We start from the raw sequence: 25,583 nt of genomic DNA on the forward strand, positions 1-25,583 counted from the left end.
AAATAGTTGGTTAACTCTATGGATTCCCTGTCAAAGTGTATAAGAAATGTGACTTGGTAGTGTGTGTTTTTGGTGTATAAATTATCCCCTTTTAGTCAATTATGGTAATAGATTGAATGGAAGGGAGAGCCAAACATGAAAGCAGGAACATTAAGACAGGTTTTGCTTATTACCGACGGCTGTTCAAATCATGGTGAGGAGCCGGCTGCTATGGCTGCTTTAGCACGGGAGCAAGGCATAACCATCAATGTCATAGGTGTCATGGAAAATGATGTGATAGATGAAAAGGGACTTAAAGAAATTGAGAAGATTGCTGGTTCCGGGGGTGGTGTAAGCCAAATTGTTTATGCACAGCAGTTGTCACAAACCGTCCAAATGGTTACCCAAAAGGCAATGACTCAAACCATACAGGGAGTTATTAATCGTGAACTTCAACAAATATTAGGTGATTCAAGAACAATGGAAGATCTCCCTCCGGATAAACGAGGAGAAGTGATGGAGGTGGTTGATGAGCTTGGGGAAACTAGCAAGCTTGAAGTGTTAATTCTTGTCGATACAAGTGCGAGTATGAAACATAAGCTGCCAACTGTAAAAGAATCCTTATTAGATCTTTCCCTAAGTATGAATGCAAGAATGGGTGACAGCCGATTTTCCGTATTCGTATTTCCTGGGAAAAGAAATGATGTGGAAAAGTTGCTTGATTGGACCCCGAACCTTGAAGCTTTGACGGCAACTTTCCCTAAGCTTAGTACAGGTGGGCTCACTCCAACAGGGCCAGCAATTCGTGAAGCTCTATCTTATTTTAATAAAAAACGTTCATTGAGGGGATTGTTATCACATGATGATGAACAATACTTTGAGGAATCAATGTAAACTCCTTCCTGGCAGCTTAATCACTGGAAAGTGGAATAAAAACCGGTACAAAATTATCAAGGAATTGGGGTGTGGCGCTAACGGGATTGTCTATTTGGTGGAAAGTGAAAATCGTCATTATGCGCTTAAGCTCAGTGATAATGGGACGTCTATTATTTCAGAGATGAATATCCTAAAATCCTTTTCCAAGGTCCAGGGGTCTACCCTTGGACCTTCCTTTTTGGAAGCGGACGACTTTATGGAAACAGGAAAGCAGCTACCTTTTTATGTTATGGAATATATCCATGGACACGATTTTTTGCGTTTTATTGAAAAAAAAGGATCATCGTGGATTGGTGTCTTAATGCTTCAGTTATTAACTAGTTTGTCAGCTTTGCATACAAATGGCTGGGTATTCGGTGATTTAAAACCTGAGAATTTAATAGTGACCTCTCCAGCCTACAAAGTCCGATGTGTAGATGTAGGTGGGACAACCTTGATTGGTAGATCTGTTAAAGAGTTCACCGAGTTCTTCGACCGAGGTTATTGGGGACTTGGGTCAAGAAAGGCTGATCCACAATATGATTTGTTCGCGGTAGCGATGATAATCATCAATTCTGCCTATCCTGCACGTTTTCACAAGAAAGGGGAGGGGTATAGGCAGCTTATCGACTTGATTAAGCAGAAAAAGGAATTACACCCATATAGAAAGATGCTAGATAAAGCACTACTCGGGAAGTATGATTCAGCATTACAAATGCGGGAGGACCTAGTTACTATGCTAAGTAATCAAAATCATTTAAAGAAAAAGCCCTCGAGTCAAGCTGCGACAAGGCAAGCTACAACGAGACAAGCAAGAAGGTCTCAGAGTCATTCTAAAAAAATGAGGGGAGGTTTTTTTGAAACTTTTTTGCTGGTTGCCATAATATCGATACTCTATGTTATTTACATATATGAACAGTTGTTATGATATAGTTAAATACGTTACCAACATGGAATATTTGAAACCATTTCATGCTTGAATCGTATAAAATAATACCTGTCCATAAAAGAAGGAAGATTGTATGTTAAAGGAAAAAGTTCTTAAGACCATTTATAGAAACGAATTAATTCAGGAAAAGTCGAAGTTGCTCGTAGGTGTTTCTGGGGGTCCTGACTCATTGGTTCTTCTCCATTTTCTAAAGCAAGTTCAACCTCTTTTTCATTACGAGTTAACTGTAGCGAGTGTTGACCATATGTTCCGTGGCGAGGAATCCTACGAAGATTATAAGTATGTCGAACAAATATGTGAACAGTGGGGCATCGTTTTTGAAGGTAGAAGGATCGACGTACCAGCCTATATAGAACAGACAGGAGAAAGCTCCCAATTAACTTCAAGAAAGTTACGTTTTTCTTTCTATGAAGAAATGATGGCTAAACACCAAACCTCCACTCTTGTTTTAGGGCATCATGGAGATGATCAAATTGAAACGGTGCTCATGCGTTTAACAAGAGGGGCGACAGGTAAGGCCAGAGCGGGTATTCCTCTAAAGAGACCTTTTCATACCGGTTATCTAATAAGGCCCTTTCTTGAACTTACCAAAGACGAAATAATTGAATATGCGGGTATTCATAAACTTGAGCCAAGGTATGACCCGAGCAACGAAAAAGATGACTATGTAAGAAACCGTTTTAGACATGAAGTTCTTCCATTTTTAAAGAAAGAAAATAGAAAGGTTCACGATCATTTTCAACGCTTTAGTGAAGAACTTTATGAAGATGAAGAGTTTTTTCTGAACCTTGTCTCAAGCAAAATGCCTGAGGTTTGGGCTCAACAGGAAAAAGATTATGCAGTAATTCAGATTGATAGGGTTCTGGCGATGCCTAAACCTTTACAAAGAAGAGCGATTCAACTAATATTAAACTATCTTTATTTGGAGAGACCTTCATCGCTTTCAGCATTACATATTGACCAACTTTTAGCTTTGTTTTTAAATCCTCAACCATCTGCAGAATTGCATCTTCCGGAGGGCCTTATTGCGGAAAAATCATATAAAACTTGTACCTTTAGATTTTTTCGGCAAGAAAGCCTAAAATATTCCCTTAAATTACAAATTCCCGGTGAGACTATTCTTCCGAATGGATATAAGATTAAAGCGCACTATATAAAAGAAGAAATTCCCGTTCTTAGAGGAAACTATTCTTTTATTCTTCCCGAATCCGCGGTTCAGTTTCCGCTTACAGTCCGAACTAGGAATGAAGGCGAACGGATGGCAGTTAAGGGATTGGGTGGAAGTAAAAAGTTGAAGGAGATTTTTATTAATGAAAAAATCCCGTTGCTAGAAAGAAATGTATGGCCGGTTATCGTCGATCAGGCAGGAACGGTTATTTGGCTTCCTGGCTTGAAAAAATCGAATGTTGAACCGGATATAATTTCTGATGAAACATCTTTAATCTACTTAGAATATAAAAAAGCTTAATTCTTCATGGGGGGCAATTAATTACAATGACCATGCAAAATGACATTGAAAAAGTTTTAATAACAGAGGAAGAACTTCAAAAAAAAATCAGGGAACTTGGAGCACAGCTTGAAGCTGATTACCAAGGTAAGTTTCCGTTGGCTATCGGTGTGCTAAAAGGCGCCATGCCATTTATGTCAGATTTACTAAAACGTGTGGATACACACCTTGAAATGGACTTCATGGATGTTTCAAGCTACGGCAACTCCACTGTATCTTCTGGTGAAGTGAAAATCATTAAAGATCTTGATACATCAGTAGAAGGCCGTGATATTTTAATTATTGAAGACATTATCGACAGCGGTTTGACCCTGAGCTACCTTGCTGAACTTTTCCGTTATAGAAAAGCAAAATCAATTAAAATCGTTACCTTATTAGATAAACCAACAGGCAGGAAAGCAGATATTACTCCGGACTATTTTGGATTTATCGTACCAGACGCATTTGTTGTCGGATACGGTCTTGATTTTGCAGAAAAATATCGTAATCTCCCGTATATTGGCATATTAAAGCCTGAAATTTACTCGAATTAATAGTACCTGTTTGAAAGAGAAGACCAGATAAAAACAGCGGTGTTAAATTATTGTAATTCATTAATTTTATATGATAGTATTTACTATAGTTTGTTTACCCGTGGGAGGAGGTAAGGGATGAATCGGATCTTCCGTAATACCATATTTTATTTACTGATCTTTTTGGTCATCATTGGGATTGTAAGCATCTTTAATAATAACAATGAACCAACACAGAAAATGACCCAAGATGAATTCTATAAGCATTTGGAGAGTGGGGACGTTACATCACTAACGATGCAGCCCGAAAGCAGTGTGTTTGAAATCACAGGGAAGCTCAAAGGTTATGAGGAAAACAAATACTTTGTGACGTACGTGCCATTCAGTGAATATTCGCAGAGTCGAATTAATGATGCCGTAACTAAGTTAGGTAAAGACATCATCACTGTTGAACCTCCAGAAAAGACAAGTGGCTGGGTGACATTTTTCACTTCCATTATTCCATTTGTAATCATTTTTATCCTCTTCTTCTTTTTACTTAACCAAGCTCAAGGTGGCGGCGGTGGTCGCGTCATGAACTTCGGGAAAAGTAAGGCGAAATTGTATAATGATGATAAGAAAAAAGTGCGCTTCAATGATGTTGCTGGAGCGGACGAAGAAAAGCAGGAACTTGTAGAGGTCGTTGAATTTTTAAAAGATCCTCGCAAATATGCCGAGCTCGGTGCCCGTATTCCAAAAGGAGTACTTTTAGTGGGACCTCCTGGTACAGGTAAAACTTTACTTGCCCGGGCAGTAGCTGGAGAAGCCGGTACTCCTTTCTTCTCAATCAGTGGTTCTGATTTCGTTGAAATGTTTGTAGGGGTCGGTGCATCACGTGTTCGTGATTTGTTTGAAAATGCTAAGAAAAATGCACCATGTATCATCTTTATTGATGAAATTGATGCAGTAGGACGTCAACGTGGCGCTGGTCTTGGTGGCGGACACGATGAACGTGAACAAACGCTAAACCAATTACTTGTAGAAATGGACGGTTTCGGTGGAAATGAAGGTATCATTATTATCGCCGCGACAAACCGAGCTGATGTATTAGATCCGGCACTATTGCGCCCTGGACGTTTTGACCGTCAAATTACGGTTGGCCGCCCGGATGTTAAAGGCCGTGAAGAAGTACTGAAGGTCCATGCACGTAACAAGCCTTTAGCAGAGACTGTTGATTTAAAAGCAATAGCTCAGCGTACACCAGGATTTTCTGGTGCCGATCTTGAAAACTTACTAAATGAAGCAGCTCTTGTAGCAGCCCGTCAAGATAAGAAGAAGATCGACATGTCCGATTTGGATGAAGCCTCGGATCGCGTTATTGCCGGACCTGCTAAGAAAAACCGTGTTATTTCTAAGAAAGAACGGAATATTGTAGCATGGCATGAAGCGGGCCATACTATTATTGGATTGGTTCTTGATGATGCCGAAGTGGTTCATAAAGTTACGATTGTCCCTCGTGGTCAAGCTGGTGGATATGCAGTAATGCTTCCGAAAGAAGATCGTTTCTTCATGACGGAGCCTGAACTAAAAGATAAGATTGTTGGTCTTTTAGGTGGCCGGGTTTCCGAAGAAGTTACATTCGGTGAAGTGAGTACCGGAGCTCATAATGACTTCCAACGTGCAACAGGCATAGCTCGTAGCATGGTTATGGAATATGGTATGAGTAAGCTTGGGCCTCTTCAATTCGGTAATTCACAAGGTCAGGTCTTCTTAGGCCGCGATTTCAATAATGATCAAAATTATTCAGATGCAATAGCATATGAAATTGATCTTGAAATTCAACGTATCATTAGAGAAGCGTACGAAAGATGTAAGAAAATTCTTACTGAAAATCGTGAAAAACTTGATTTGGTTGCCAAAACCTTGCTTGAAGTAGAAACACTTGATGCTGAACAAATCAAAAGTTTATTCCATAACGGTAAATTGCCAGAACGGGATTATACCGCTCTGAATGGGAATTTAACTACTGATGAGAATGTCAAGGTAAACATCAATACGAAGAAGGAAGAAAAAGAAGCTCTTTTAGATCCATTGGATAAGAGAGGACTTGAGGACCTTGAAGTAACGGAGGAAGGATTGAATACTCCTCCAATCAAAGAAGGAACACCTCAAGATCAGCCGCTTTCCTTCCCGAACGAAGATGACAATAAAAAGTCTTAAGTTGACTAATTCAAAAGGGTATTTCCGCCTCGGAAATACCCTTTTCTTAACCCTTAAATAAATATGTGGGGCTAAGAAAAATAGGGTTGGATTTTTTTACCTATCGAAAAGTTTGACTAATAGCGTGGGAAATAACAGTGTGGTATGATGTGGGAGAATAATTTACCGGAGTGATGATAACGATGATTTTTGTATTGGATGTTGGGAATACGAATACTGTATTGGGCGTATACGATGAAGATATTTTAAAATATCATTGGCGAATTGAGACGAGCCGTAATAAGACAGAAGATGAGTATGGAATGGTAATAAAGTCTTTGCTACAACATGAAGGTCTTTCGTTTGATCAATTCGATGGCATCATCATTTCTTCAGTTGTACCGCCAATTATGTTTGCACTTGAACGCATGTGTAAAAAATACTTTGGTATAAAACCGCTTATAGTGGGACCTGGAATAAAAACTGGATTGAATATTAAATACGAAAATCCCCGTGAGGTGGGAGCGGACCGTATTGTTAATGCTGTTGCAGGCATTCAGGAATATGGAAGCCCTCTGATTATCGTGGATTTTGGCACGGCAACGACATATTGCTATATAAATGAGGATAAACAATACATGGGTGGAGCCATTGCCCCGGGTATTAACATTTCTACAGAAGCACTTTATTCAAAAGCAGCCAAGCTTCCAAGAATAGAAATTAATCGTCCTGATGGGATTATTGGGAAAAATACAGTATCCGCTATGCAGTCAGGCATTTTGTATGGGTATGTCGGGCAGGTAGAAGGAATCGTAAATCGAATTAAAGCACAAAGTAATCTAGAGCCAACAGTAATAGCTACTGGCGGACTAGCGACCTTAATTGCTAATGAGTCTACTGTGATTGACGTTGTTGAACCATTTTTGACCTTAAAAGGATTGCAGCTGATTTATAAACGTAATCGTGAGCAAGTGAAGAAATAAAGAAGGAATCACAGCATGGAAGGAGCACAACAAATGAAGGATTATCTAATAAAGGCGTTAGGCTATGAAGGACAGGTTCGGGCATATGCTGTTTCAACAACGGATACCGTAGGAGAAGCTCAGCGACGCCATTATACATGGCCTACTGCTTCCGCAGCCCTTGGACGTGCAATGACGGCAGGCGTGATGATGGGCGGCATGTTAAAAGGTGAAGAAAAGCTGACGATTAAAATCGAAGGCGGAGGTCCAATTGGATCAATTCTTGTCGACAGTAACGCAAAGGGCGAAGTTCGGGGTTATGTGACAAATCCTCAAACCCACTTTGACCTGAATAAACAAGGAAAGTTAGATGTCAGTAGAGCGGTTGGTACTGATGGATTGTTGACCGTTGTGAAAGATATTGGTCTACGTGATCACTTTTCAGGACAAGTACCGCTTGTATCGGGAGAATTAGGAGAAGATTTCACTTATTATTTTGTAACTTCCGAACAGGTGCCTTCTTCAGTGGGGGTTGGGGTTCTAGTGAATCCGGATAATTCGATACTTGCAGCAGGTGGATTTATCATTCAACTAATGCCTGGTACATCCGATGATACGATTTCTAAAATCGAGAGTCGACTAAGCACGATAACTCCTGTCTCTAAAATGATTCAAAATGGCCTGACTCCAGAGGAAATCCTAACGGAGATTCTAGGTGAGGGTAATGTGAAAATCTTAGAAAAAATGGATGTCGAGTTCTCCTGTCAATGTTCAAGGGAGAGAATTGCCAACGCACTGATTAGTCTTGGACAAAATGAGATTCGGGATATTATTGAGACAGAGGGACATGCAGAGGCACAATGCCATTTTTGTAATGAGACCTACCAGTTCTCGAAAGAAGACCTTGAGGAACTAGAAGCAGAAACCAAAAAATAATTGACGGGGGAAAAGGGTTTTGCCTAAACAAAAGCTTCGGGCAATTATTGCCGGCCTTGCCTTGTTGAACCTATTGACTATCGTTATCTTTGTCATAAAACCATTAATCATCTCAAAATCCGTTATTGGAGAAGAAACGGTTGCAAAGATTGGATCTACAGATATTTCCCGGGAAGCATGGATTAATGAACTCGAAAAGAGATACGGGGAAGATGTTCTTGAGGAAATGGTTGATAAAGAGGTAGTGAAACAAGCTGCAGAAAAATACAAAGTGAAAACTTCGGATGAAGAGGTTGATCGGGAACTTAAAATGATGAAAACGATGTATGGAACCGCCGGTCAGACTCTTAATAAAAGTACAGACCAATTGAGGCAGGAAATTCAATCGAGTCTCCTGCTTGAGAAGCTGCTTACCAAGGACGTTTCGGTTTCCGAAACGGCGATGCAGAAATATTATGATGACAATAAGGATATATACCGAATCCCTACTACGTATCATATTTCTCATATTACCTCGTCTACAAAAAAGCAAGCAGATCAAATCATTAATGAGTTGGAGAAAGGCGTCTCGTTTGCTGTTTTAGCAATGGAAAAGTCCCTTGATGAATTTACTGCCAATCAAGGGGGCGACTTGGGATATATATCGCAAGATAACGAGCAAGTTTCTAAGGAATACATTACAACTGCAGAGAAATTAAAGGTAAATAAGTGGAGTGGTCCTGTAGAAACAGATGAAGGGTGGGCTGTTCTCTATTTGCATGAAAAAATAGAGGGCAATCAATATACGTATGATGAAGTTAAAGACCAAATTCACCGCCAAATAGCTCTTGAACAGATTCAGTCACCGGTTTCCGGAAAGATTTTTTGGGACGAATTAGATGTAGAATGGTTTTATGGATTGAAAGAACAGAAATAGGTCAATAGTTGTGAAAGAAAATTTAGAATATAGTAGATAATCATTGACAATGAACTATTAAAACTGGTAACTTTAAATTAATAAAACCAATAAACATACTCGGTATTGGGATGATAAGGAGTGGAGAACATGGCACGTATAGCTAATTCTGTAATAGATTTAATTGGACAAACACCTATTGTAAAATTAAACAAGCTTCAAAATGAAAACAGTGCAGATATTTATTTGAAACTTGAGTATTTTAACCCGGGCAGTAGTGTAAAAGACCGAATCGCTCTTGCGATGATTGAAGCGGCAGAAAAAAGCGGAGACCTTAAACAAGGTGATACGATCATTGAACCTACAAGCGGAAACACTGGAATAGGGCTTGCAATGGTAGCTGCAGCAAAAGGATATAAATCTATCCTTGTTATGCCAGAAACAATGAGCTTGGAACGTCGTAACTTGCTTCGTGCTTATGGAGCAGAGTTAGTTCTTACACCTGGGCCAGAAGGAATGAAAGGCGCAATTGCTAAGGCAACGGAGCTATCTAAAGAAAAAGGATACTTTATTCCACAGCAATTCGAAAACAAAGCAAATCCTGAAGTGCACCGTAACACTACTGGTCCTGAAATTGTAGAAGCTTTTGGTGACGATGGTCTGGATGCATTTATTGCAGGAATCGGTACTGGCGGAACAATTACAGGGGCTGGAGAAGTGCTACGTGAAAAATACCCTGACATTAAAATCTACGCTGTTGAGCCTGCAGATTCTCCTGTATTATCTGGCGGGAAACCAGGGCCACATAAAATTCAAGGAATCGGCGCAGGCTTCGTCCCAAGTATTTTAAATACTGATCTTTACGATGAAATCATACAAGTTGATACAGAGGAATCGTTTGATTACGCACGTCGTGCAGCCAAAGAGGAAGGGATCCTTGGTGGAATTTCTTCTGGTGGTGCCATCGCTGCGGCTATTAAAGTAGCTGATAAACTTGGAAAAGGCAAAAAAGTCCTTGCTATCATACCAAGTAATGGTGAACGTTACTTAAGTACACCGTTATATAACTTTGAGTAAGATTAACCATTAAACGAGAAGCAAAGTTCCTATAGGGGCTTTGCTTTTCTTTTTTGTAGTAAAGACCAACAGATTTTTTCTATTTTCTAAGGTGCTTGCACTTTACCTATGTAAATAGGTAAACTCGTATATATAGATTTTTTTGGTGAAGGAGAACGCTGGATGTCATTATCTGATACTTTAAAGATTACATGTGGTTCATTTGAATTGGATTACAGCAAGAAGACCTTAATTATGGGGATTTTAAATGTTACGCCAGATTCCTTTTCGGATGGCGGGAAATATAACCGGGTAGATGCTGCTTTGAGGCATGCTGAACAGATGGTTAAGGACGGAGCTGATGTTTTGGACATTGGCGGAGAGTCCACCCGTCCTAATTATGAGCGGATTTCGGATGAGGAAGAGATAGAGAGAGTAGCCCCTATCATTGAGGCTATCTCCCGTAATATTCAAGTTCCAATCTCAATCGATACATATAAGTCTCGGGTTGCAGAGGAAGCAGTAAAAGCAGGAGCGCATATATTAAATGATATCTGGGGGGCAAAGGCTGATACCATGATGGCAAGTGTTGCAGCAAAGTATCAGGTGCCGATTATTTTAATGCATAACCGGGAAAAAATGGATTATCGTCATTTTGTCCGGGATGTCCTTCAAGATTTGTTTGAAAGCATCACGATTGTAAAGAAAGCGGGTGTTCAGGATGAAAACATCATTCTTGACCCCGGCATAGGGTTTGCGAAAGACTTAAAGTTAAATTTGGAAATGATGAGGAATCTTGATAAGCTGGTATCATTAGGTTATCCTGTGCTTCTTGCGACATCAAGAAAGTCCATGATTGGACATGTTCTCGATTTGCCGCCTAGTGAGCGAGTGGAAGGTACGGCTGCCACAATCTGTAATGGAATTCAACAAGGCTGTCAAATGGTACGTGTTCATGACGTTAAGGAAATGGCACGCACCGCTAAGATGATGGATGCCCTTTTAGGAAAAGGTGATTTCAATGGATAAAATTTTTGTGAATAAAATGGAGTTTTATGGTTATCATGGTGTGTTTCCGGAAGAAACGAAGCTTGGGCAGCGGTTTAAAGTGGATTTGACTGTAGAGGCCGATTTAGCCAAGGCGGGGAAGAGTGATGAACTAGAGGACTCAATAAATTATGGAGAGTTATATGAAGTTTGTAAAGGCGTTGTTGAAGGGAAGCCGTTTAAGTTAGTGGAAGCCGTTGCCGAAGAGATTGCCTCAGAATTGCTTAATAAGTTTTCTTCAATTGAGAAGTGCACCGTGAAAGTCTATAAACCAGATCCGCCTATAGCAGGGCACTATGAATCGGTTGCTATAGAAATTGTAAGAGGGCGCTGACGGTGGTAAATATTTCGTACCTTTCAATTGGATCGAATCTAGGAGATCGCCTTGTCACTATCCAAAGCGCTTTCCGATTATTGGATGAAAACTCACACATCGAGTTGGTTGCCTGCTCGTCTTTATATGAAACAGACCCAGTCGGATACGCTGATCAGGATTGTTTTTTAAACGCTGTTTTCAAAGTGAAAACGGATTTAAAACCAGAGGAGTTACTGCGAACTTGTATGCAGATTGAACAAGAATTAGGAAGAAAAAGGGAAGTTAGGTGGGGACCCCGTACTTTAGACCTTGACATTTTGTTATATAATCATGAAAATATTGAGACAGAGATTCTTTCAGTCCCACATCCTCGGATGCAAGAAAGGGCATTTGTGCTCGTGCCTTTAATGGAAGTGGACCCTGATATTAAACTTCCGCAAATGTATACACCTTTGAGCGGCCTGCTTGAACAGATTCCGGATAAAGAAGGAGTTCGATTATGGAAGGCGAAAAATGGGGAAGGCGTATTCGCGCTTTTCGAAAGTTAAAGGGATTTACCCAAGAAGGGTTTGCGAAAGAAATTGGCGTTTCTGTTTCCTTACTAGGAGAAGTCGAAAGAGGGAACCGCAATCCTTCAGAGTCGTTTTTAATAGAAGTGGCGGATGTGCTCCGTGTTTCCATTGAGGAGCTTAGACCGCCTGAGGATAAATGAAAGAATGTTATAGGAGGCCACACCGTGTTAAAAATAGGCGATATTGAAATGAAGAATCCAGTAGTGCTTGCACCGATGGCTGGAGTATGTAACTCAGCATTCCGTTTGACGGTCAAAGAATTTGGTGCTGGATTAGTCTGCGCGGAGATGGTCAGTGATAAGGGAATCGTTCTTCAAAATGCAAGAACGATGAATATGCTTTATATAGATGAAAGAGAGAAGCCGCTAAGCTTGCAAATCTTTGGTGGTGAAAAGAAATCATTGGTAGAAGCTGCACAGTTTGTAGATAAAAATACAAATGCCGACATCATTGATATAAATATGGGTTGCCCTGTTCCGAAGATCACCAAATGTGATGCTGGTGCAAAATGGTTACTAGACCCGAAAAAAATTTATGAGATGGTTTCAGCGGTTGTTGATGCTGTTGAAAAGCCAGTTACTGTTAAAATGCGTATGGGCTGGGACGAGGAACATATCTTTGCTATTCAAAATGCTCAAGCTGTGGAACGTGCAGGTGGTAAAGCAGTTTCTCTCCATGGTAGAACTCGAGTTCAAATGTATGAAGGAAAAGCTAACTGGGATATCATTCGTGAAGTGAAAAAATCCATTAATATTCCCCTTATCGGGAACGGTGATGTGGAAACACCTCAGGAAGCGGAGAGAATGTTAAAAGAGACTGGTGTCGATGGAGTCATGATTGGCCGTGCAGCTCTAGGTAATCCTTGGATGATCTACCGTACTGTTAAATATTTAGAAACAGGACAACTGATGGATGAGCCTACAGTTCGTGAAAAAATGGATGTTTGCGTTCTTCACATGGATCGACTAATTGCATTGAAAAATGAAAATGTTGCTGTCCGTGAAATGCGCAAGCATGCTTCTTGGTACCTAAAGGGTGTTAAAGGGAATGCTAATGCTCGTAAAGGCATTAATGATTGTGAGACAAGAGAAGATGTTGTAAGCCTTCTTTATGGACTTGTTGATGATATTGAAGCGAAGCAACAGAATATTCAAATGGTCTGATGTTTGACATTACCTTCCTGTTTTCCTATAATACGCTTATCTAAAACTGCCAGTAATCCTGGCAGTTTTTATATGTACATAAACAAGATTTTAAGATAAAAAGCTGTTGAATTCCTTTACTTTATGTAAGAATAAATATGTATGCAAAAGAAATCCTCAATAATTATATAAGTTTTTTATTAATAGAGATGGAGATGATTTTCGTGAGTCATGAAGAATTAAATGACCAACTGCAGGTAAGACGCGATAAAATGCAGGCCATGATTGATAATGGACAAGACCCTTTTGGGAGCAGATTTGAACGTACCCATAACGCCCAGGAGATTGTAAGCGCATATGGTGAATTAGAGAAAGAAGAACTAGAGGAAAAAGAGATCGAGGTTACGATTGCAGGTCGTGTAATGACTAAACGTGGGAAAGGGAAAGCAGGATTTGCTCATATTCAGGATATCAGCGGTCAAATCCAAATCTACGTTCGTTTAGATAAAATTGGTGAAGATTCATACAAGTTATTCAACCAAACGGATCTTGGTGATATCGTAGGGATCACTGGTGTTATCTTTAAAACAAAAGTTGGAGAACTTTCTATTAAAGCTAATGACTTTGTGTTCCTTGCCAAAGCGCTTCGCCCGCTACCTGATAAATTTCATGGTCTAAAGGATGTCGAAGAACGTTATCGGAAACGTTATGTGGATTTAATTACAAATGAGGAAAGCAAAAACACCTTAATCATGCGCAGTCGGATTGTTCAGGCTATGAGACGTTATTTAGACGATCATGGATATCTGGAAGTTGAAACGCCGCTATTACACTCTGTTGCAGGTGGAGCTGCTGCGCGCCCTTTCCTTACTCATCATAATGCGCTTGATATGCCATTGAACTTGAGGATTGCTATTGAACTTCATCTAAAACGCCTGATTGTCGGTGGGTTAGAGAAAGTTTATGAAATCGGCCGTGTATTCAGAAATGAAGGTGTATCTACAAGACATAATCCAGAATTCACTCTAATTGAATTGTATGAGGCCTATGCGGATTATAAGGATATTATGAGTCTGACAGAAAACCTGGTTGCTCATATTGCTCAAGAGGTTCTGGGTACAACAACCATTCAATATGGGGAATATGAAATAGAATTAAAACCAGAATGGAAACGACTTCACATGGTTGACGCTGTAAAAGAATACACAGGTGTAGACTTCTGGACTCACATGAGTAAGGAAGAGGCACAACAGCTTGCTAAAGACAATGGCATTGAAGTGAAGGAATCCATGGAGTTTGGACATATTGTAAATGAATTCTTTGAACAGAAGGTAGAAGACAAATTAATTCAACCTACGTTCATTTATGGACATCCGGTAGAAATTTCTCCATTAGCTAAGAAAAATCCGGAAGATTCCCGTTTTACTGATCGTTTTGAACTATTCATTGTGGGCAGAGAGCATGCAAATGCTTTCACGGAACTTAATGATCCTATTGATCAACGTCAACGCTTTGAAGCTCAATTAAAAGAGCGTGAGCAAGGTAATGATGAAGCTCATGAAATGGATGAGGACTTCTTGGAAGCCTTAGAATACGGCATGCCACCAACTGGTGGTTTGGGAATTGGTGTTGACCGACTAGTTATGCTATTAACCAATTCACCTTCAATCCGTGACGTCCTGTTATTCCCGTTAATGAGACATCGCTAATAATATATGAAGAGTAAAAAAGGAAACCGAGTTGGGCCTGAGGATCCGTAGAGCATAGCTCTGGTCCTCGGGCAGTCCAGTTCGGTTTTTGTTTTTTAATAATAATTTAACAGCTATTTATTGATTGAATTCTAAGGCATGAAAGAAAAACAATATTATCTCAAAAAAACTTTATAAAAGGTATTGCGCAGTTAACGTAATGATGTTATATTTATATCTGTTGTTACGAACGAGTTTCAAATGAATTACAAACTTTTAAAAAAGTTTTAAAAAGTTGTTGACTCGAAGTAATGAAATGTGTTATTATAAATAAGCTGTTTCGAAAGACATTGCTCTTTGAAAACTGAACAAAACAAAGCGCCAACGTTAAATTTTAAGTGAGCACACACTATCAAAAAGCAAAATGAGCAAGTCAAACATTTCTTCGGAGAGTTTGATCCTGGCTCAGGACGAACGCTGGCGGCGTGCCTAATACATGCAAGTCGAGCGAATCGATGGGAGCTTGCTCCCTGAGATTAGCGGCGGACGGGTGAGTAACACGTGGGCAACCTGCCTATAAGACTGGGATAACTTCGGGAAACCGGAGCTAATACCGGATACGTTCTTTTCTCGCATGAGAGAAGATGGAAAGACGGTTTCGGCTGTCACTTATAGATGGGCCCGCGGCGCATTAGCTAGTTGGTGAGGTAATGGCTCACCAAGGCGACGATGCGTAGCCGACCTGAGAGGGTGATCGGCCACACTGGGACTGAGACACGGCCCAGACTCCTACGGGAGGCAGCAGTAGGGAATCTTCCGCAATGGACGAAAGTCTGACGGAGCAACGCCGCGTGAACGAAGAAGGCCTTCGGGTCGTAAAGTTCTGTTGTTAGGGAAGAACAAGTACCAGAGTAACTGCTGGTACCTTGACGGTACCTAACCAGAAAGCCACGGCTAACTACGTGCCAGCAGCCGCGGTAATACGTAGGTGGCAAGCGTTGTCCGGAATTATTGGGCGTAAAGCGCGCGCAGGTGGTTCCTTAAGTCTGATGTGAAAGCCCACGGCTCAACCGTGGAGGGTCATTGGAAACTGGGGAACTTGAGTGCAGAAGAGGAAAGTGGAATTCCAAGTGTAGCGGTGAAATGCGTAGAGATTTGGAGGAACACCAGTGGCGAAGGCGACTTTCTGGTCTGTAACTGACACTGAGGCGCGAAAGCGTGGGGAGCAAACAGGATTAGATACCCTGGTAGTCCACGCCGTAAACGATGAGTGCTAAGTGTTAGAGGGTTTCCGCCCTTTAGTGCTGCAGCTAACGCATTAAGCACTCCGCCTGGGGAGTACGGCCGCAAGGCTGAAACTCAAAGGAATTGACGGGGGCCCGCACAAGCGGTGGAGCATGTGGTTTAATTCGAAGCAACGCGAAGAACCTTACCAGGTCTTGACATCCTCTGACAACCCTAGAGATAGGGCGTTCCCCTTCGGGGGACAGAGTGACAGGTGGTGCATGGTTGTCGTCAGCTCGTGTCGTGAGATGTTGGGTTAAGTCCCGCAACGAGCGCAACCCTTGATCTTAGTTGCCAGCATTCAGTTGGGCACTCTAAGGTGACTGCCGGTGACAAACCGGAGGAAGGTGGGGATGACGTCAAATCATCATGCCCCTTATGACCTGGGCTACACACGTGCTACAATGGATGGTACAAAGGGCTGCAAACCTGCGAAGGTAAGCGAATCCCATAAAGCCATTCTCAGTTCGGATTGTAGGCTGCAACTCGCCTACATGAAGCCGGAATCGCTAGTAATCGCGGATCAGCATGCCGCGGTGAATACGTTCCCGGGCCTTGTACACACCGCCCGTCACACCACGAGAGTTTGTAACACCCGAAGTCGGTGAGGTAACCTTTATGGAGCCAGCCGCCTAAGGTGGGACAGATGATTGGGGTGAAGTCGTAACAAGGTAGCCGTATCGGAAGGTGCGGCTGGATCACCTCCTTTCTAAGGATAAATACGAGAGCGCTTTTGTTTTGTTCAGTTTTGAATGAGTAATTCATTCAGATACGAAAGATCTCATCACGTTGTGATGGAATTTTTTCTTCTTTGTTCCTTGAAAACTAGATAATAGATAGAAGGCAATTAATTTTTTCAAAGCATCAGTAAGATCTTTTTTAACGGTTAAGTTAGAAAGGGCGCACGGTGGATGCCTTGGCACTAGGAGCCGATGAAGGACGGGACTAACACCGATATGCTTCGGGGAGCTGTAAGTAAGCTTTGATCCGGAGATTTCCGAATGGGGAAACCCACTGTTCGTAATGGAACAGTATCTTTACCTGAATACATAGGGTACTGAAGGCAGACCCGGGGAACTGAAACATCTAAGTACCCGGAGGAAGAGAAAGCAAATGCGATTTCCTGAGTAGCGGCGAGCGAAACGGAATTAGCCCAAACCAAGAGGCTTGCCTCTTGGGGTTGTAGGACACTCAACATGGAGTTACAAAGGAACGGGGTAAATGAAGTGATCTGGAAAGGTCCGTCAAAGAAGGTAAAAACCCTGTAGTTGAAACTTCGTTCCCTCCTGAGTGGATCCTGAGTACGGCGGGACACGAGAAATCCCGTCGGAAGCAGGGAGGACCATCTCCCAAGGCTAAATACTACCTAGTGACCGATAGTGAACCAGTACCGTGAGGGAAAGGTGAAAAGCACCCCGGAAGGGGAGTGAAATAGATCCTGAAACCGTGTGCCTACAAGTAGTCAAAGCCCGTTAATGGGTAATGGCGTGCCTTTTGTAGAATGAACCGGCGAGTTACGATTTCATGCGAGGTTAAGTTGATAAGACGGAGCCGCAGCGAAAGCGAGTCTGAATAGGGCGAATGAGTATGAGGTCGTAGACCCGAAACCAGGTGATCTACCCATGTCCAGGGTGAAGTTCAGGTAACACTGAATGGAGGCCCGAACCCACGCACGTTGAAAAGTGCGGGGATGAGGTGTGGGTAGCGGAGAAATTCCAATCGAACCTGGAGATAGCTGGTTCTCTCCGAAATAGCTTTAGGGCTAGCCTCAAGATGAGAGTATTGGAGGTAGAGCACTGATTGGACTAGGGGCCCCCAACGGGTTACCGAATTCAGTCAAACTCCGAATGCCAAATACTTATTCTTGGGAGTCAGACTGCGAGTGATAAGATCCGTAGTCGAAAGGGAAACAGCCCAGACCACCAGCTAAGGTCCCAAAGTATACGTTAAGTGGAAAAGGATGTGGAGTTGCTTAGACAACCAGGATGTTGGCTCAGAAGCAGCCATCATTTAAAGAGTGCGTAATAGCTCACTGGTCGAGTGACTCCGCGCCGAAAATGTACCGGGGCTAAACGTATCACCGAAGCTGTGGATTGACACCGTATGGTGTCGATGGTAGGAGAGCGTTCTAAGGGCGTTGAAGTCAGACCGGAAGGACTGGTGGAGCGCTTAGAAGTGAGAATGCCGGTATGAGTAGCGAAAGAAGGGTGAGAATCCCTTCCACCGAATGCCTAAGGTTTCCTGAGGAAGGCTCGTCCGCTCAGGGTTAGTCGGGACCTAAGCCGAGGCCGAAAGGCGTAGGCGATGGACAACAGGTTGATATTCCTGTACCACCTATACATCGTTTGAACGATGGGGGGACGCAGAAGGATAGGGTAAGCGCGCTGTTGGATATGCGCGTCCAAGCAGTTAGGCCGGAAACGAGGCAAATCCCGTTTCCATTAAGGCGGAGCTGTGATGGCGAGGGAAATATAGTACCGAAGTTCCTGATTCCACGCTGCCAAGAAAAGCCTCTAGTGAGATGTAAGGTGCCCGTACCGCAAACCGACACAGGTAGGCGAGGAGAGAATCCTAAGGTGTGCGAGAGAACTCTCGTTAAGGAACTCGGCAAAATGACCCCGTAACTTCGGGAGAAGGGGTGCTTTTTAGGGTGAATAGCCCAGAAAAGCCGCAGTGAATAGGCCCAGGCGACTGTTTAGCAAAAACACAGGTCTCTGCGAAGCCGCAAGGCGAAGTATAGGGGCTGACACCTGCCCGGTGCTGGAAGGTTAAGGGGAGAGGTTAGCGCAAGCGAAGCTTTGAACCGAAGCCCCAGTAAACGGCGGCCGTAACTATAACGGTCCTAAGGTAGCGAAATTCCTTGTCGGGTAAGTTCCGACCCGCACGAAAGGTGTAACGATCTGGGCACTGTCTCAACGAGAGACTCGGTGAAATTATAGTACCTGTGAAGATGCAGGTTACCCGCGACAGGACGGAAAGACCCCGTGGAGCTTTACTGCAGCCTGATATTGAATTTTGGTACAGCTTGTACAGGATAGGTAGGAGCCTGAGAAGCCGGAGCGCTAGCTTCGGTGGAGGCGTTGGTGGGATACTACCCTGGCTGTATTGAAATTCTAACCCGCGCCCCTTATCGGGGTGGGAGACAGTGTCAGGTGGGCAGTTTGACTGGGGCGGTCGCCTCCTAAAGAGTAACGGAGGCGCCCAAAGGTTCCCTCAGAATGGTTGGAAATCATTCGTAGAGTGTAAAGGCACAAGGGAGCTTGACTGCGAGACCTACAAGTCGAGCAGGGACGAAAGTCGGGCTTAGTGATCCGGTGGTTCCGCATGGAAGGGCCATCGCTCAACGGATAAAAGCTACCCCGGGGATAACAGGCTTATCTCCCCCAAGAGTCCACATCGACGGGGAGGTTTGGCACCTCGATGTCGGCTCATCGCATCCTGGGGCTGTAGTCGGTCCCAAGGGTTGGGCTGTTCGCCCATTAAAGCGGTACGCGAGCTGGGTTCAGAACGTCGTGAGACAGTTCGGTCCCTATCCGTCGCGGGCGCAGGAAATTTGAGAGGAGCTGTCCTTAGTACGAGAGGACCGGGATGGACGCACCGCTGGTGTACCAGTTGTCTTGCCAAAGGCATAGCTGGGTAGCTACGTGCGGACGGGATAAGTGCTGAAAGCATCTAAGCATGAAGCCCCCCTCGAGATGAGATTTCCCATAGCGCAAGCTAGTAAGATCCCTGAAAGATGATCAGGTTGATAGGTCAGAGGTGGAAGCGTGGCGACATGTGGAGCTGACTGATACTAATAGATCGAGGACTTAACCACGCTTTAAAAAATGAAATACCTTCTTATTATCTAGTTTTGAAGGAACAACGTTCCTTTATTGTTTGGTGACGATAGCGAAGAGGTCACACCCGTTCCCATTCCGAACACGGCAGTTAAGCTCTTCAGCGCCGATGGTAGTTGGGGGTTTCCCCCTGTGAGAGTAGGACGCCGCCAAGCAGTTTCATATGGAGGATTAGCTCAGCTGGGAGAGCATCTGCCTTACAAGCAGAGGGTCGGCGGTTCGATCCCGTCATCCTCCACCATTTTTACACCTGCCGGTGTAGCTCAACTGGTAGAGCAACTGACTTGTAATCAGTAGGTTGGGGGTTCAAGTCCTCTTGCCGGCACCATTTTCATACAAGCTTAATATAGCATTTATAAATAGTTTCTATGAGCCATTAGCTCAGTTGGTAGAGCATCTGACTTTTAATCAGAGGGTCGAAGGTTCGAATCCTTCATGGCTCACCATTTTATTATGCGGGTGTGGCGGAATTGGCAGACGCACCAGACTTAGGATCTGGCGCCGCAAGGCGTGGGGGTTCAAGTCCCTTCACCCGCATGTTTGCGGAAGTAGTTCAGTGGTAGAATACAACCTTGCCAAGGTTGGGGTCGCGGGTTCGAATCCCGTCTTCCGCTCCACTATTTATTTATGCCGGGGTGGCGGAACTGGCAGACGCACAGGACTTAAAATCCTGCGGTAGGTGACTACCGTACCGGTTCGATTCCGGTCCTCGGCACCATCTTAATATGCGCCCGTAGCTCAATTGGATAGAGCATCTGACTACGAATCAGAAGGTTGTAGGTTCGACTCCCGCCGGGCGCACCATGTTTTTTCGGGAAGTAGCTCAGCTTGGTAGAGCACTTGGTTTGGGACCAAGGGGTCGCAGGTTCGAATCCTGTCTTCCCGACCATTGATTTTTGGGGCCTTAGCTCAGCTGGGAGAGCGCCTGCCTTGCACGCAGGAGGTCAGCGGTTCGATCCCGCTAGGCTCCACCAAAAAAACTTGACAAGCTAAACAAGCTTTGATATGATGTAAAAGTTGATTCTTTAAAGGAATCAGATATTGCTCTTTGAAAACTGAACAAAACAAAGCGCCAACGTTAAATTTTAAGTGAGCACACACTATCAAAAAGCAAAATGAGCAAGTCAAACATTTCTTCGGAGAGTTTGATCCTGGCTCAGGACGAACGCTGGCGGCGTGCCTAATACATGCAAGTCGAGCGAATCGATGGGAGCTTGCTCCCTGAGATTAGCGGCGGACGGGTGAGTAACACGTGGGCAACCTGCCTATAAGACTGGGATAACTTCGGGAAACCGGAGCTAATACCGGATACGTTCTTTTCTCGCATGAGAGAAGATGGAAAGACGGTTTCGGCTGTCACTTATAGATGGGCCCGCGGCGCATTAGCTAGTTGGTGAGGTAATGGCTCACCAAGGCGACGATGCGTAGCCGACCTGAGAGGGTGATCGGCCACACTGGGACTGAGACACGGCCCAGACTCCTACGGGAGGCAGCAGTAGGGAATCTTCCGCAATGGACGAAAGTCTGACGGAGCAACGCCGCGTGAACGAAGAAGGCCTTCGGGTCGTAAAGTTCTGTTGTTAGGGAAGAACAAGTACCAGAGTAACTGCTGGTACCTTGACGGTACCTAACCAGAAAGCCACGGCTAACTACGTGCCAGCAGCCGCGGTAATACGTAGGTGGCAAGCGTTGTCCGGAATTATTGGGCGTAAAGCGCGCGCAGGTGGTTCCTTAAGTCTGATGTGAAAGCCCACGGCTCAACCGTGGAGGGTCATTGGAAACTGGGGAACTTGAGTGCAGAAGAGGAAAGTGGAATTCCAAGTGTAGCGGTGAAATGCGTAGAGATTTGGAGGAACACCAGTGGCGAAGGCGACTTTCTGGTCTGTAACTGACACTGAGGCGCGAAAGCGTGGGGAGCAAACAGGATTAGATACCCTGGTAGTCCACGCCGTAAACGATGAGTGCTAAGTGTTAGAGGGTTTCCGCCCTTTAGTGCTGCAGCTAACGCATTAAGCACTCCGCCTGGGGAGTACGGCCGCAAGGCTGAAACTCAAAGGAATTGACGGGGGCCCGCACAAGCGGTGGAGCATGTGGTTTAATTCGAAGCAACGCGAAGAACCTTACCAGGTCTTGACATCCTCTGACAACCCTAGAGATAGGGCGTTCCCCTTCGGGGGACAGAGTGACAGGTGGTGCATGGTTGTCGTCAGCTCGTGTCGTGAGATGTTGGGTTAAGTCCCGCAACGAGCGCAACCCTTGATCTTAGTTGCCAGCATTCAGTTGGGCACTCTAAGGTGACTGCCGGTGACAAACCGGAGGAAGGTGGGGATGACGTCAAATCATCATGCCCCTTATGACCTGGGCTACACACGTGCTACAATGGATGGTACAAAGGGCTGCAAACCTGCGAAGGTAAGCGAATCCCATAAAGCCATTCTCAGTTCGGATTGTAGGCTGCAACTCGCCTACATGAAGCCGGAATCGCTAGTAATCGCGGATCAGCATGCCGCGGTGAATACGTTCCCGGGCCTTGTACACACCGCCCGTCACACCACGAGAGTTTGTAACACCCGAAGTCGGTGAGGTAACCTTTATGGAGCCAGCCGCCTAAGGTGGGACAGATGATTGGGGTGAAGTCGTAACAAGGTAGCCGTATCGGAAGGTGCGGCTGGATCACCTCCTTTCTAAGGATAAATACGAGAGCGCTTTTGTTTTGTTCAGTTTTGAATGAGTAATTCATTCAGATACGAAAGATCTCATCACGTTGTGATGGAATTTTTTCTTCTTTGTTCCTTGAAAACTAGATAATAGATAGAAGGCAATTAATTTTTTCAAAGCATCAGTAAGATCTTTTTTAACGGTTAAGTTAGAAAGGGCGCACGGTGGATGCCTTGGCACTAGGAGCCGATGAAGGACGGGACTAACACCGATATGCTTCGGGGAGCTGTAAGTAAGCTTTGATCCGGAGATTTCCGAATGGGGAAACCCACTGTTCGTAATGGAACAGTATCTTTACCTGAATACATAGGGTACTGAAGGCAGACCCGGGGAACTGAAACATCTAAGTACCCGGAGGAAGAGAAAGCAAATGCGATTTCCTGAGTAGCGGCGAGCGAAACGGAATTAGCCCAAACCAAGAGGCTTGCCTCTTGGGGTTGTAGGACACTCAACATGGAGTTACAAAGGAACGGGGTAAATGAAGTGATCTGGAAAGGTCCGTCAAAGAAGGTAAAAACCCTGTAGTTGAAACTTCGTTCCCTCCTGAGTGGATCCTGAGTACGGCGGGACACGAGAAATCCCGTCGGAAGCAGGGAGGACCATCTCCCAAGGCTAAATACTACCTAGTGACCGATAGTGAACCAGTACCGTGAGGGAAAGGTGAAAAGCACCCCGGAAGGGGAGTGAAATAGATCCTGAAACCGTGTGCCTACAAGTAGTCAAAGCCCGTTAATGGGTAATGGCGTGCCTTTTGTAGAATGAACCGGCGAGTTACGATTTCATGCGAGGTTAAGTTGATAAGACGGAGCCGCAGCGAAAGCGAGTCTGAATAGGGCGAATGAGTATGAGGTCGTAGACCCGAAACCAGGTGATCTACCCATGTCCAGGGTGAAGTTCAGGTAACACTGAATGGAGGCCCGAACCCACGCACGTTGAAAAGTGCGGGGATGAGGTGTGGGTAGCGGAGAAATTCCAATCGAACCTGGAGATAGCTGGTTCTCTCCGAAATAGCTTTAGGGCTAGCCTCAAGATGAGAGTATTGGAGGTAGAGCACTGATTGGACTAGGGGCCCCCAACGGGTTACCGAATTCAGTCAAACTCCGAATGCCAAATACTTATTCTTGGGAGTCAGACTGCGAGTGATAAGATCCGTAGTCGAAAGGGAAACAGCCCAGACCACCAGCTAAGGTCCCAAAGTATACGTTAAGTGGAAAAGGATGTGGAGTTGCTTAGACAACCAGGATGTTGGCTCAGAAGCAGCCATCATTTAAAGAGTGCGTAATAGCTCACTGGTCGAGTGACTCCGCGCCGAAAATGTACCGGGGCTAAACGTATCACCGAAGCTGTGGATTGACACCGTATGGTGTCGATGGTAGGAGAGCGTTCTAAGGGCGTTGAAGTCAGACCGGAAGGACTGGTGGAGCGCTTAGAAGTGAGAATGCCGGTATGAGTAGCGAAAGAAGGGTGAGAATCCCTTCCACCGAATGCCTAAGGTTTCCTGAGGAAGGCTCGTCCGCTCAGGGTTAGTCGGGACCTAAGCCGAGGCCGAAAGGCGTAGGCGATGGACAACAGGTTGATATTCCTGTACCACCTATACATCGTTTGAACGATGGGGGGACGCAGAAGGATAGGGTAAGCGCGCTGTTGGATATGCGCGTCCAAGCAGTTAGGCCGGAAACGAGGCAAATCCCGTTTCCATTAAGGCGGAGCTGTGATGGCGAGGGAAATATAGTACCGAAGTTCCTGATTCCACGCTGCCAAGAAAAGCCTCTAGTGAGATGTAAGGTGCCCGTACCGCAAACCGACACAGGTAGGCGAGGAGAGAATCCTAAGGTGTGCGAGAGAACTCTCGTTAAGGAACTCGGCAAAATGACCCCGTAACTTCGGGAGAAGGGGTGCTTTTTAGGGTGAATAGCCCAGAAAAGCCGCAGTGAATAGGCCCAGGCGACTGTTTAGCAAAAACACAGGTCTCTGCGAAGCCGCAAGGCGAAGTATAGGGGCTGACACCTGCCCGGTGCTGGAAGGTTAAGGGGAGAGGTTAGCGCAAGCGAAGCTTTGAACCGAAGCCCCAGTAAACGGCGGCCGTAACTATAACGGTCCTAAGGTAGCGAAATTCCTTGTCGGGTAAGTTCCGACCCGCACGAAAGGTGTAACGATCTGGGCACTGTCTCAACGAGAGACTCGGTGAAATTATAGTACCTGTGAAGATGCAGGTTACCCGCGACAGGACGGAAAGACCCCGTGGAGCTTTACTGCAGCCTGATATTGAATTTTGGTACAGCTTGTACAGGATAGGTAGGAGCCTGAGAAGCCGGAGCGCTAGCTTCGGTGGAGGCGTTGGTGGGATACTACCCTGGCTGTATTGAAATTCTAACCCGCGCCCCTTATCGGGGTGGGAGACAGTGTCAGGTGGGCAGTTTGACTGGGGCGGTCGCCTCCTAAAGAGTAACGGAGGCGCCCAAAGGTTCCCTCAGAATGGTTGGAAATCATTCGTAGAGTGTAAAGGCACAAGGGAGCTTGACTGCGAGACCTACAAGTCGAGCAGGGACGAAAGTCGGGCTTAGTGATCCGGTGGTTCCGCATGGAAGGGCCATCGCTCAACGGATAAAAGCTACCCCGGGGATAACAGGCTTATCTCCCCCAAGAGTCCACATCGACGGGGAGGTTTGGCACCTCGATGTCGGCTCATCGCATCCTGGGGCTGTAGTCGGTCCCAAGGGTTGGGCTGTTCGCCCATTAAAGCGGTACGCGAGCTGGGTTCAGAACGTCGTGAGACAGTTCGGTCCCTATCCGTCGCGGGCGCAGGAAATTTGAGAGGAGCTGTCCTTAGTACGAGAGGACCGGGATGGACGCACCGCTGGTGTACCAGTTGTCTTGCCAAAGGCATAGCTGGGTAGCTACGTGCGGACGGGATAAGTGCTGAAAGCATCTAAGCATGAAGCCCCCCTCGAGATGAGATTTCCCATAGCGCAAGCTAGTAAGATCCCTGAAAGATGATCAGGTTGATAGGTCAGAGGTGGAAGCGTGGCGACATGTGGAGCTGACTGATACTAATAGATCGAGGACTTAACCACGCTTTAAAAAATGA

Annotated in this window: 15 protein-coding genes, 9 tRNA genes and 5 rRNA genes; all 29 read left to right on the plus strand. The window is 44.8% G+C overall.

Features of this window, described 5'->3' with window-relative positions; genetic code table 11:
- Positions 1 to 135: 135 nt before the first annotated feature.
- The 29 genes from NST21_RS00395 (at position 136) to NST21_RS00535 (ending at position 25,569) form a co-directional block, all read left to right on the plus strand.
- Positions 136 to 873 (plus strand): VWA domain-containing protein, encoded by a 738-nt coding sequence (locus NST21_RS00395; protein ID WP_053348980.1) that lies wholly within the window; start codon positions 136 to 138, stop codon positions 871 to 873.
- On the plus strand, positions 839 to 1,822 hold the full coding sequence (locus NST21_RS00400) for a protein kinase domain-containing protein (RefSeq protein ID WP_377377052.1): 984 nt from the start codon (positions 839 to 841) through the stop codon (positions 1,820 to 1,822). The genes NST21_RS00395 and NST21_RS00400 overlap by 35 nt, the downstream gene beginning before the upstream one ends.
- A gap of 94 nt (positions 1,823 to 1,916) precedes the next feature.
- A complete protein-coding gene (tilS, locus tag NST21_RS00405) occupies positions 1,917 to 3,311 on the plus strand; it encodes a tRNA lysidine(34) synthetase TilS (protein ID WP_340887271.1) in 1,395 nt (464 codons plus the stop codon).
- A gap of 32 nt (positions 3,312 to 3,343) precedes the next feature.
- Positions 3,344 to 3,883 carry a hypoxanthine phosphoribosyltransferase gene (gene hpt, locus NST21_RS00410; RefSeq protein WP_053349019.1) on the plus strand — a complete coding sequence of 180 codons (540 nt, stop codon included), beginning with the start codon at positions 3,344 to 3,346 and terminating at the stop codon, positions 3,881 to 3,883.
- Between the two features lie 117 nt (positions 3,884 to 4,000).
- Positions 4,001 to 6,061 carry an ATP-dependent zinc metalloprotease FtsH gene (gene ftsH / locus NST21_RS00415; protein WP_340887272.1) on the plus strand — a complete coding sequence of 687 codons (2,061 nt, stop codon included), beginning with the start codon at positions 4,001 to 4,003 and terminating at the stop codon, positions 6,059 to 6,061.
- A 182-nt stretch (positions 6,062 to 6,243) separates the two neighbouring features.
- Entirely contained in the window at positions 6,244 to 7,023 is a 780-nt protein-coding gene (locus NST21_RS00420; RefSeq protein WP_057217154.1) for a type III pantothenate kinase, read from the plus strand.
- A gap of 33 nt (positions 7,024 to 7,056) precedes the next feature.
- On the plus strand, positions 7,057 to 7,938 hold the full coding sequence (gene hslO, locus NST21_RS00425; RefSeq protein WP_057217165.1) for an Hsp33 family molecular chaperone HslO: 882 nt from the start codon (positions 7,057 to 7,059) through the stop codon (positions 7,936 to 7,938).
- Positions 7,939 to 7,957: 19 nt separating this feature from the next.
- On the plus strand, positions 7,958 to 8,854 hold the full coding sequence (locus NST21_RS00430) for a peptidyl-prolyl cis-trans isomerase (protein ID WP_340887274.1): 897 nt from the start codon (positions 7,958 to 7,960) through the stop codon (positions 8,852 to 8,854).
- 129 nt (positions 8,855 to 8,983) lie between these two features.
- The gene (cysK, locus tag NST21_RS00435; RefSeq protein ID WP_340454422.1) at positions 8,984 to 9,910 is read left to right on the plus strand and encodes a cysteine synthase A; all 927 of its coding nucleotides are present in this window, start codon (positions 8,984 to 8,986) and stop codon (positions 9,908 to 9,910) included.
- A 162-nt stretch (positions 9,911 to 10,072) separates the two neighbouring features.
- The gene (gene folP, locus NST21_RS00440; RefSeq protein ID WP_340887277.1) at positions 10,073 to 10,918 is read left to right on the plus strand and encodes a dihydropteroate synthase; all 846 of its coding nucleotides are present in this window, start codon (positions 10,073 to 10,075) and stop codon (positions 10,916 to 10,918) included.
- On the plus strand, positions 10,911 to 11,270 hold the full coding sequence (gene folB / locus NST21_RS00445) for a dihydroneopterin aldolase (RefSeq protein ID WP_056525444.1): 360 nt from the start codon (positions 10,911 to 10,913) through the stop codon (positions 11,268 to 11,270). Before folP ends, folB begins: the two co-directional genes overlap by 8 nt.
- A 2-nt stretch (positions 11,271 to 11,272) precedes the next feature.
- Positions 11,273 to 11,800: a 2-amino-4-hydroxy-6-hydroxymethyldihydropteridine diphosphokinase gene (folK, locus tag NST21_RS00450; RefSeq protein WP_056525441.1), complete on the plus strand. Its 528-nt coding sequence runs from the start codon at positions 11,273 to 11,275 to the stop codon at positions 11,798 to 11,800.
- Positions 11,752 to 11,964 carry a helix-turn-helix domain-containing protein gene (locus NST21_RS00455; RefSeq protein ID WP_098177753.1) on the plus strand — a complete coding sequence of 71 codons (213 nt, stop codon included), beginning with the start codon at positions 11,752 to 11,754 and terminating at the stop codon, positions 11,962 to 11,964. The genes folK and NST21_RS00455 overlap by 49 nt, the downstream gene beginning before the upstream one ends.
- 24 nt (positions 11,965 to 11,988) lie before the next feature.
- The gene (gene dusB / locus NST21_RS00460) at positions 11,989 to 12,987 is read left to right on the plus strand and encodes a tRNA dihydrouridine synthase DusB (RefSeq protein ID WP_340887281.1); all 999 of its coding nucleotides are present in this window, start codon (positions 11,989 to 11,991) and stop codon (positions 12,985 to 12,987) included.
- Positions 12,988 to 13,175: 188 nt separating this feature from the next.
- A complete protein-coding gene (lysS, locus tag NST21_RS00465) occupies positions 13,176 to 14,675 on the plus strand; it encodes a lysine--tRNA ligase (RefSeq protein WP_277950976.1) in 1,500 nt (499 codons plus the stop codon).
- Between the two features lie 421 nt (positions 14,676 to 15,096).
- Positions 15,097 to 16,647: ribosomal RNA gene (locus NST21_RS00470) — 16S ribosomal RNA — on the plus strand.
- Positions 16,648 to 16,822: 175 nt separating this feature from the next.
- A 23S ribosomal RNA gene (locus NST21_RS00475) occupies positions 16,823 to 19,755 on the plus strand.
- Positions 19,756 to 19,816: 61 nt separating this feature from the next.
- A 5S ribosomal RNA gene (gene rrf / locus NST21_RS00480) occupies positions 19,817 to 19,932 on the plus strand.
- Positions 19,933 to 19,942: 10 nt separating this feature from the next.
- Positions 19,943 to 20,018, plus strand: a tRNA-Val gene (locus NST21_RS00485).
- A gap of 11 nt (positions 20,019 to 20,029) precedes the next feature.
- Positions 20,030 to 20,105 (plus strand) — tRNA-Thr (locus NST21_RS00490).
- Positions 20,106 to 20,147: 42 nt separating this feature from the next.
- Positions 20,148 to 20,223: transfer RNA gene (locus NST21_RS00495), tRNA-Lys, on the plus strand.
- A gap of 9 nt (positions 20,224 to 20,232) precedes the next feature.
- A tRNA-Leu gene (locus NST21_RS00500) sits at positions 20,233 to 20,314 on the plus strand.
- A gap of 5 nt (positions 20,315 to 20,319) precedes the next feature.
- Positions 20,320 to 20,394 (plus strand) — tRNA-Gly (locus NST21_RS00505).
- Positions 20,395 to 20,406: 12 nt separating this feature from the next.
- Positions 20,407 to 20,495: transfer RNA gene (locus NST21_RS00510), tRNA-Leu, on the plus strand.
- A gap of 9 nt (positions 20,496 to 20,504) precedes the next feature.
- Positions 20,505 to 20,581 (plus strand) — tRNA-Arg (locus tag NST21_RS00515).
- A gap of 8 nt (positions 20,582 to 20,589) precedes the next feature.
- Positions 20,590 to 20,666: transfer RNA gene (locus tag NST21_RS00520), tRNA-Pro, on the plus strand.
- A 9-nt stretch (positions 20,667 to 20,675) separates the two neighbouring features.
- Positions 20,676 to 20,751: transfer RNA gene (locus tag NST21_RS00525), tRNA-Ala, on the plus strand.
- A gap of 159 nt (positions 20,752 to 20,910) precedes the next feature.
- A 16S ribosomal RNA gene (locus NST21_RS00530) occupies positions 20,911 to 22,461 on the plus strand.
- A 175-nt stretch (positions 22,462 to 22,636) separates the two neighbouring features.
- Positions 22,637 to 25,569, plus strand: a 23S ribosomal RNA gene (locus tag NST21_RS00535).
- Together the 16S, 23S and 5S rRNA genes with 9 tRNA genes alongside form the textbook arrangement of a ribosomal RNA operon.
- The last annotated feature ends 14 nt before the right edge of the window (positions 25,570 to 25,583 follow it).

This window comes from Peribacillus sp. FSL K6-1552 (genome assembly GCF_038005205.1).
Taxonomy (GTDB): Bacteria; Bacillota; Bacilli; order Bacillales; family DSM-1321; genus Peribacillus; species Peribacillus butanolivorans.

Coding starts and splice junctions, on each gene's coding strand:
- folP (WP_340887277.1), top strand. CDS start 10,073: ATGTCATTATCTGATACTTTAAAGATTACATGTGGTTCATTTGAATTG.
- NST21_RS00395 (WP_053348980.1), top strand. CDS start 136: ATGAAAGCAGGAACATTAAGACAGGTTTTGCTTATTACCGACGGCTGT.
- folB (WP_056525444.1), top strand. CDS start 10,911: ATGGATAAAATTTTTGTGAATAAAATGGAGTTTTATGGTTATCATGGT.
- NST21_RS00420 (WP_057217154.1), top strand. CDS start 6,244: ATGATTTTTGTATTGGATGTTGGGAATACGAATACTGTATTGGGCGTA.
- lysS (WP_277950976.1), top strand. CDS start 13,176: ATGGAGATGATTTTCGTGAGTCATGAAGAATTAAATGACCAACTGCAG.
- NST21_RS00455 (WP_098177753.1), top strand. CDS start 11,752: ATGGAAGGCGAAAAATGGGGAAGGCGTATTCGCGCTTTTCGAAAGTTA.
- hpt (WP_053349019.1), top strand. CDS start 3,344: ATGCAAAATGACATTGAAAAAGTTTTAATAACAGAGGAAGAACTTCAA.
- ftsH (WP_340887272.1), top strand. CDS start 4,001: ATGAATCGGATCTTCCGTAATACCATATTTTATTTACTGATCTTTTTG.
- hslO (WP_057217165.1), top strand. CDS start 7,057: ATGAAGGATTATCTAATAAAGGCGTTAGGCTATGAAGGACAGGTTCGG.
- NST21_RS00400 (WP_377377052.1), top strand. CDS start 839: ATGATGATGAACAATACTTTGAGGAATCAATGTAAACTCCTTCCTGGC.
- cysK (WP_340454422.1), top strand. CDS start 8,984: ATGGCACGTATAGCTAATTCTGTAATAGATTTAATTGGACAAACACCT.
- tilS (WP_340887271.1), top strand. CDS start 1,917: ATGTTAAAGGAAAAAGTTCTTAAGACCATTTATAGAAACGAATTAATT.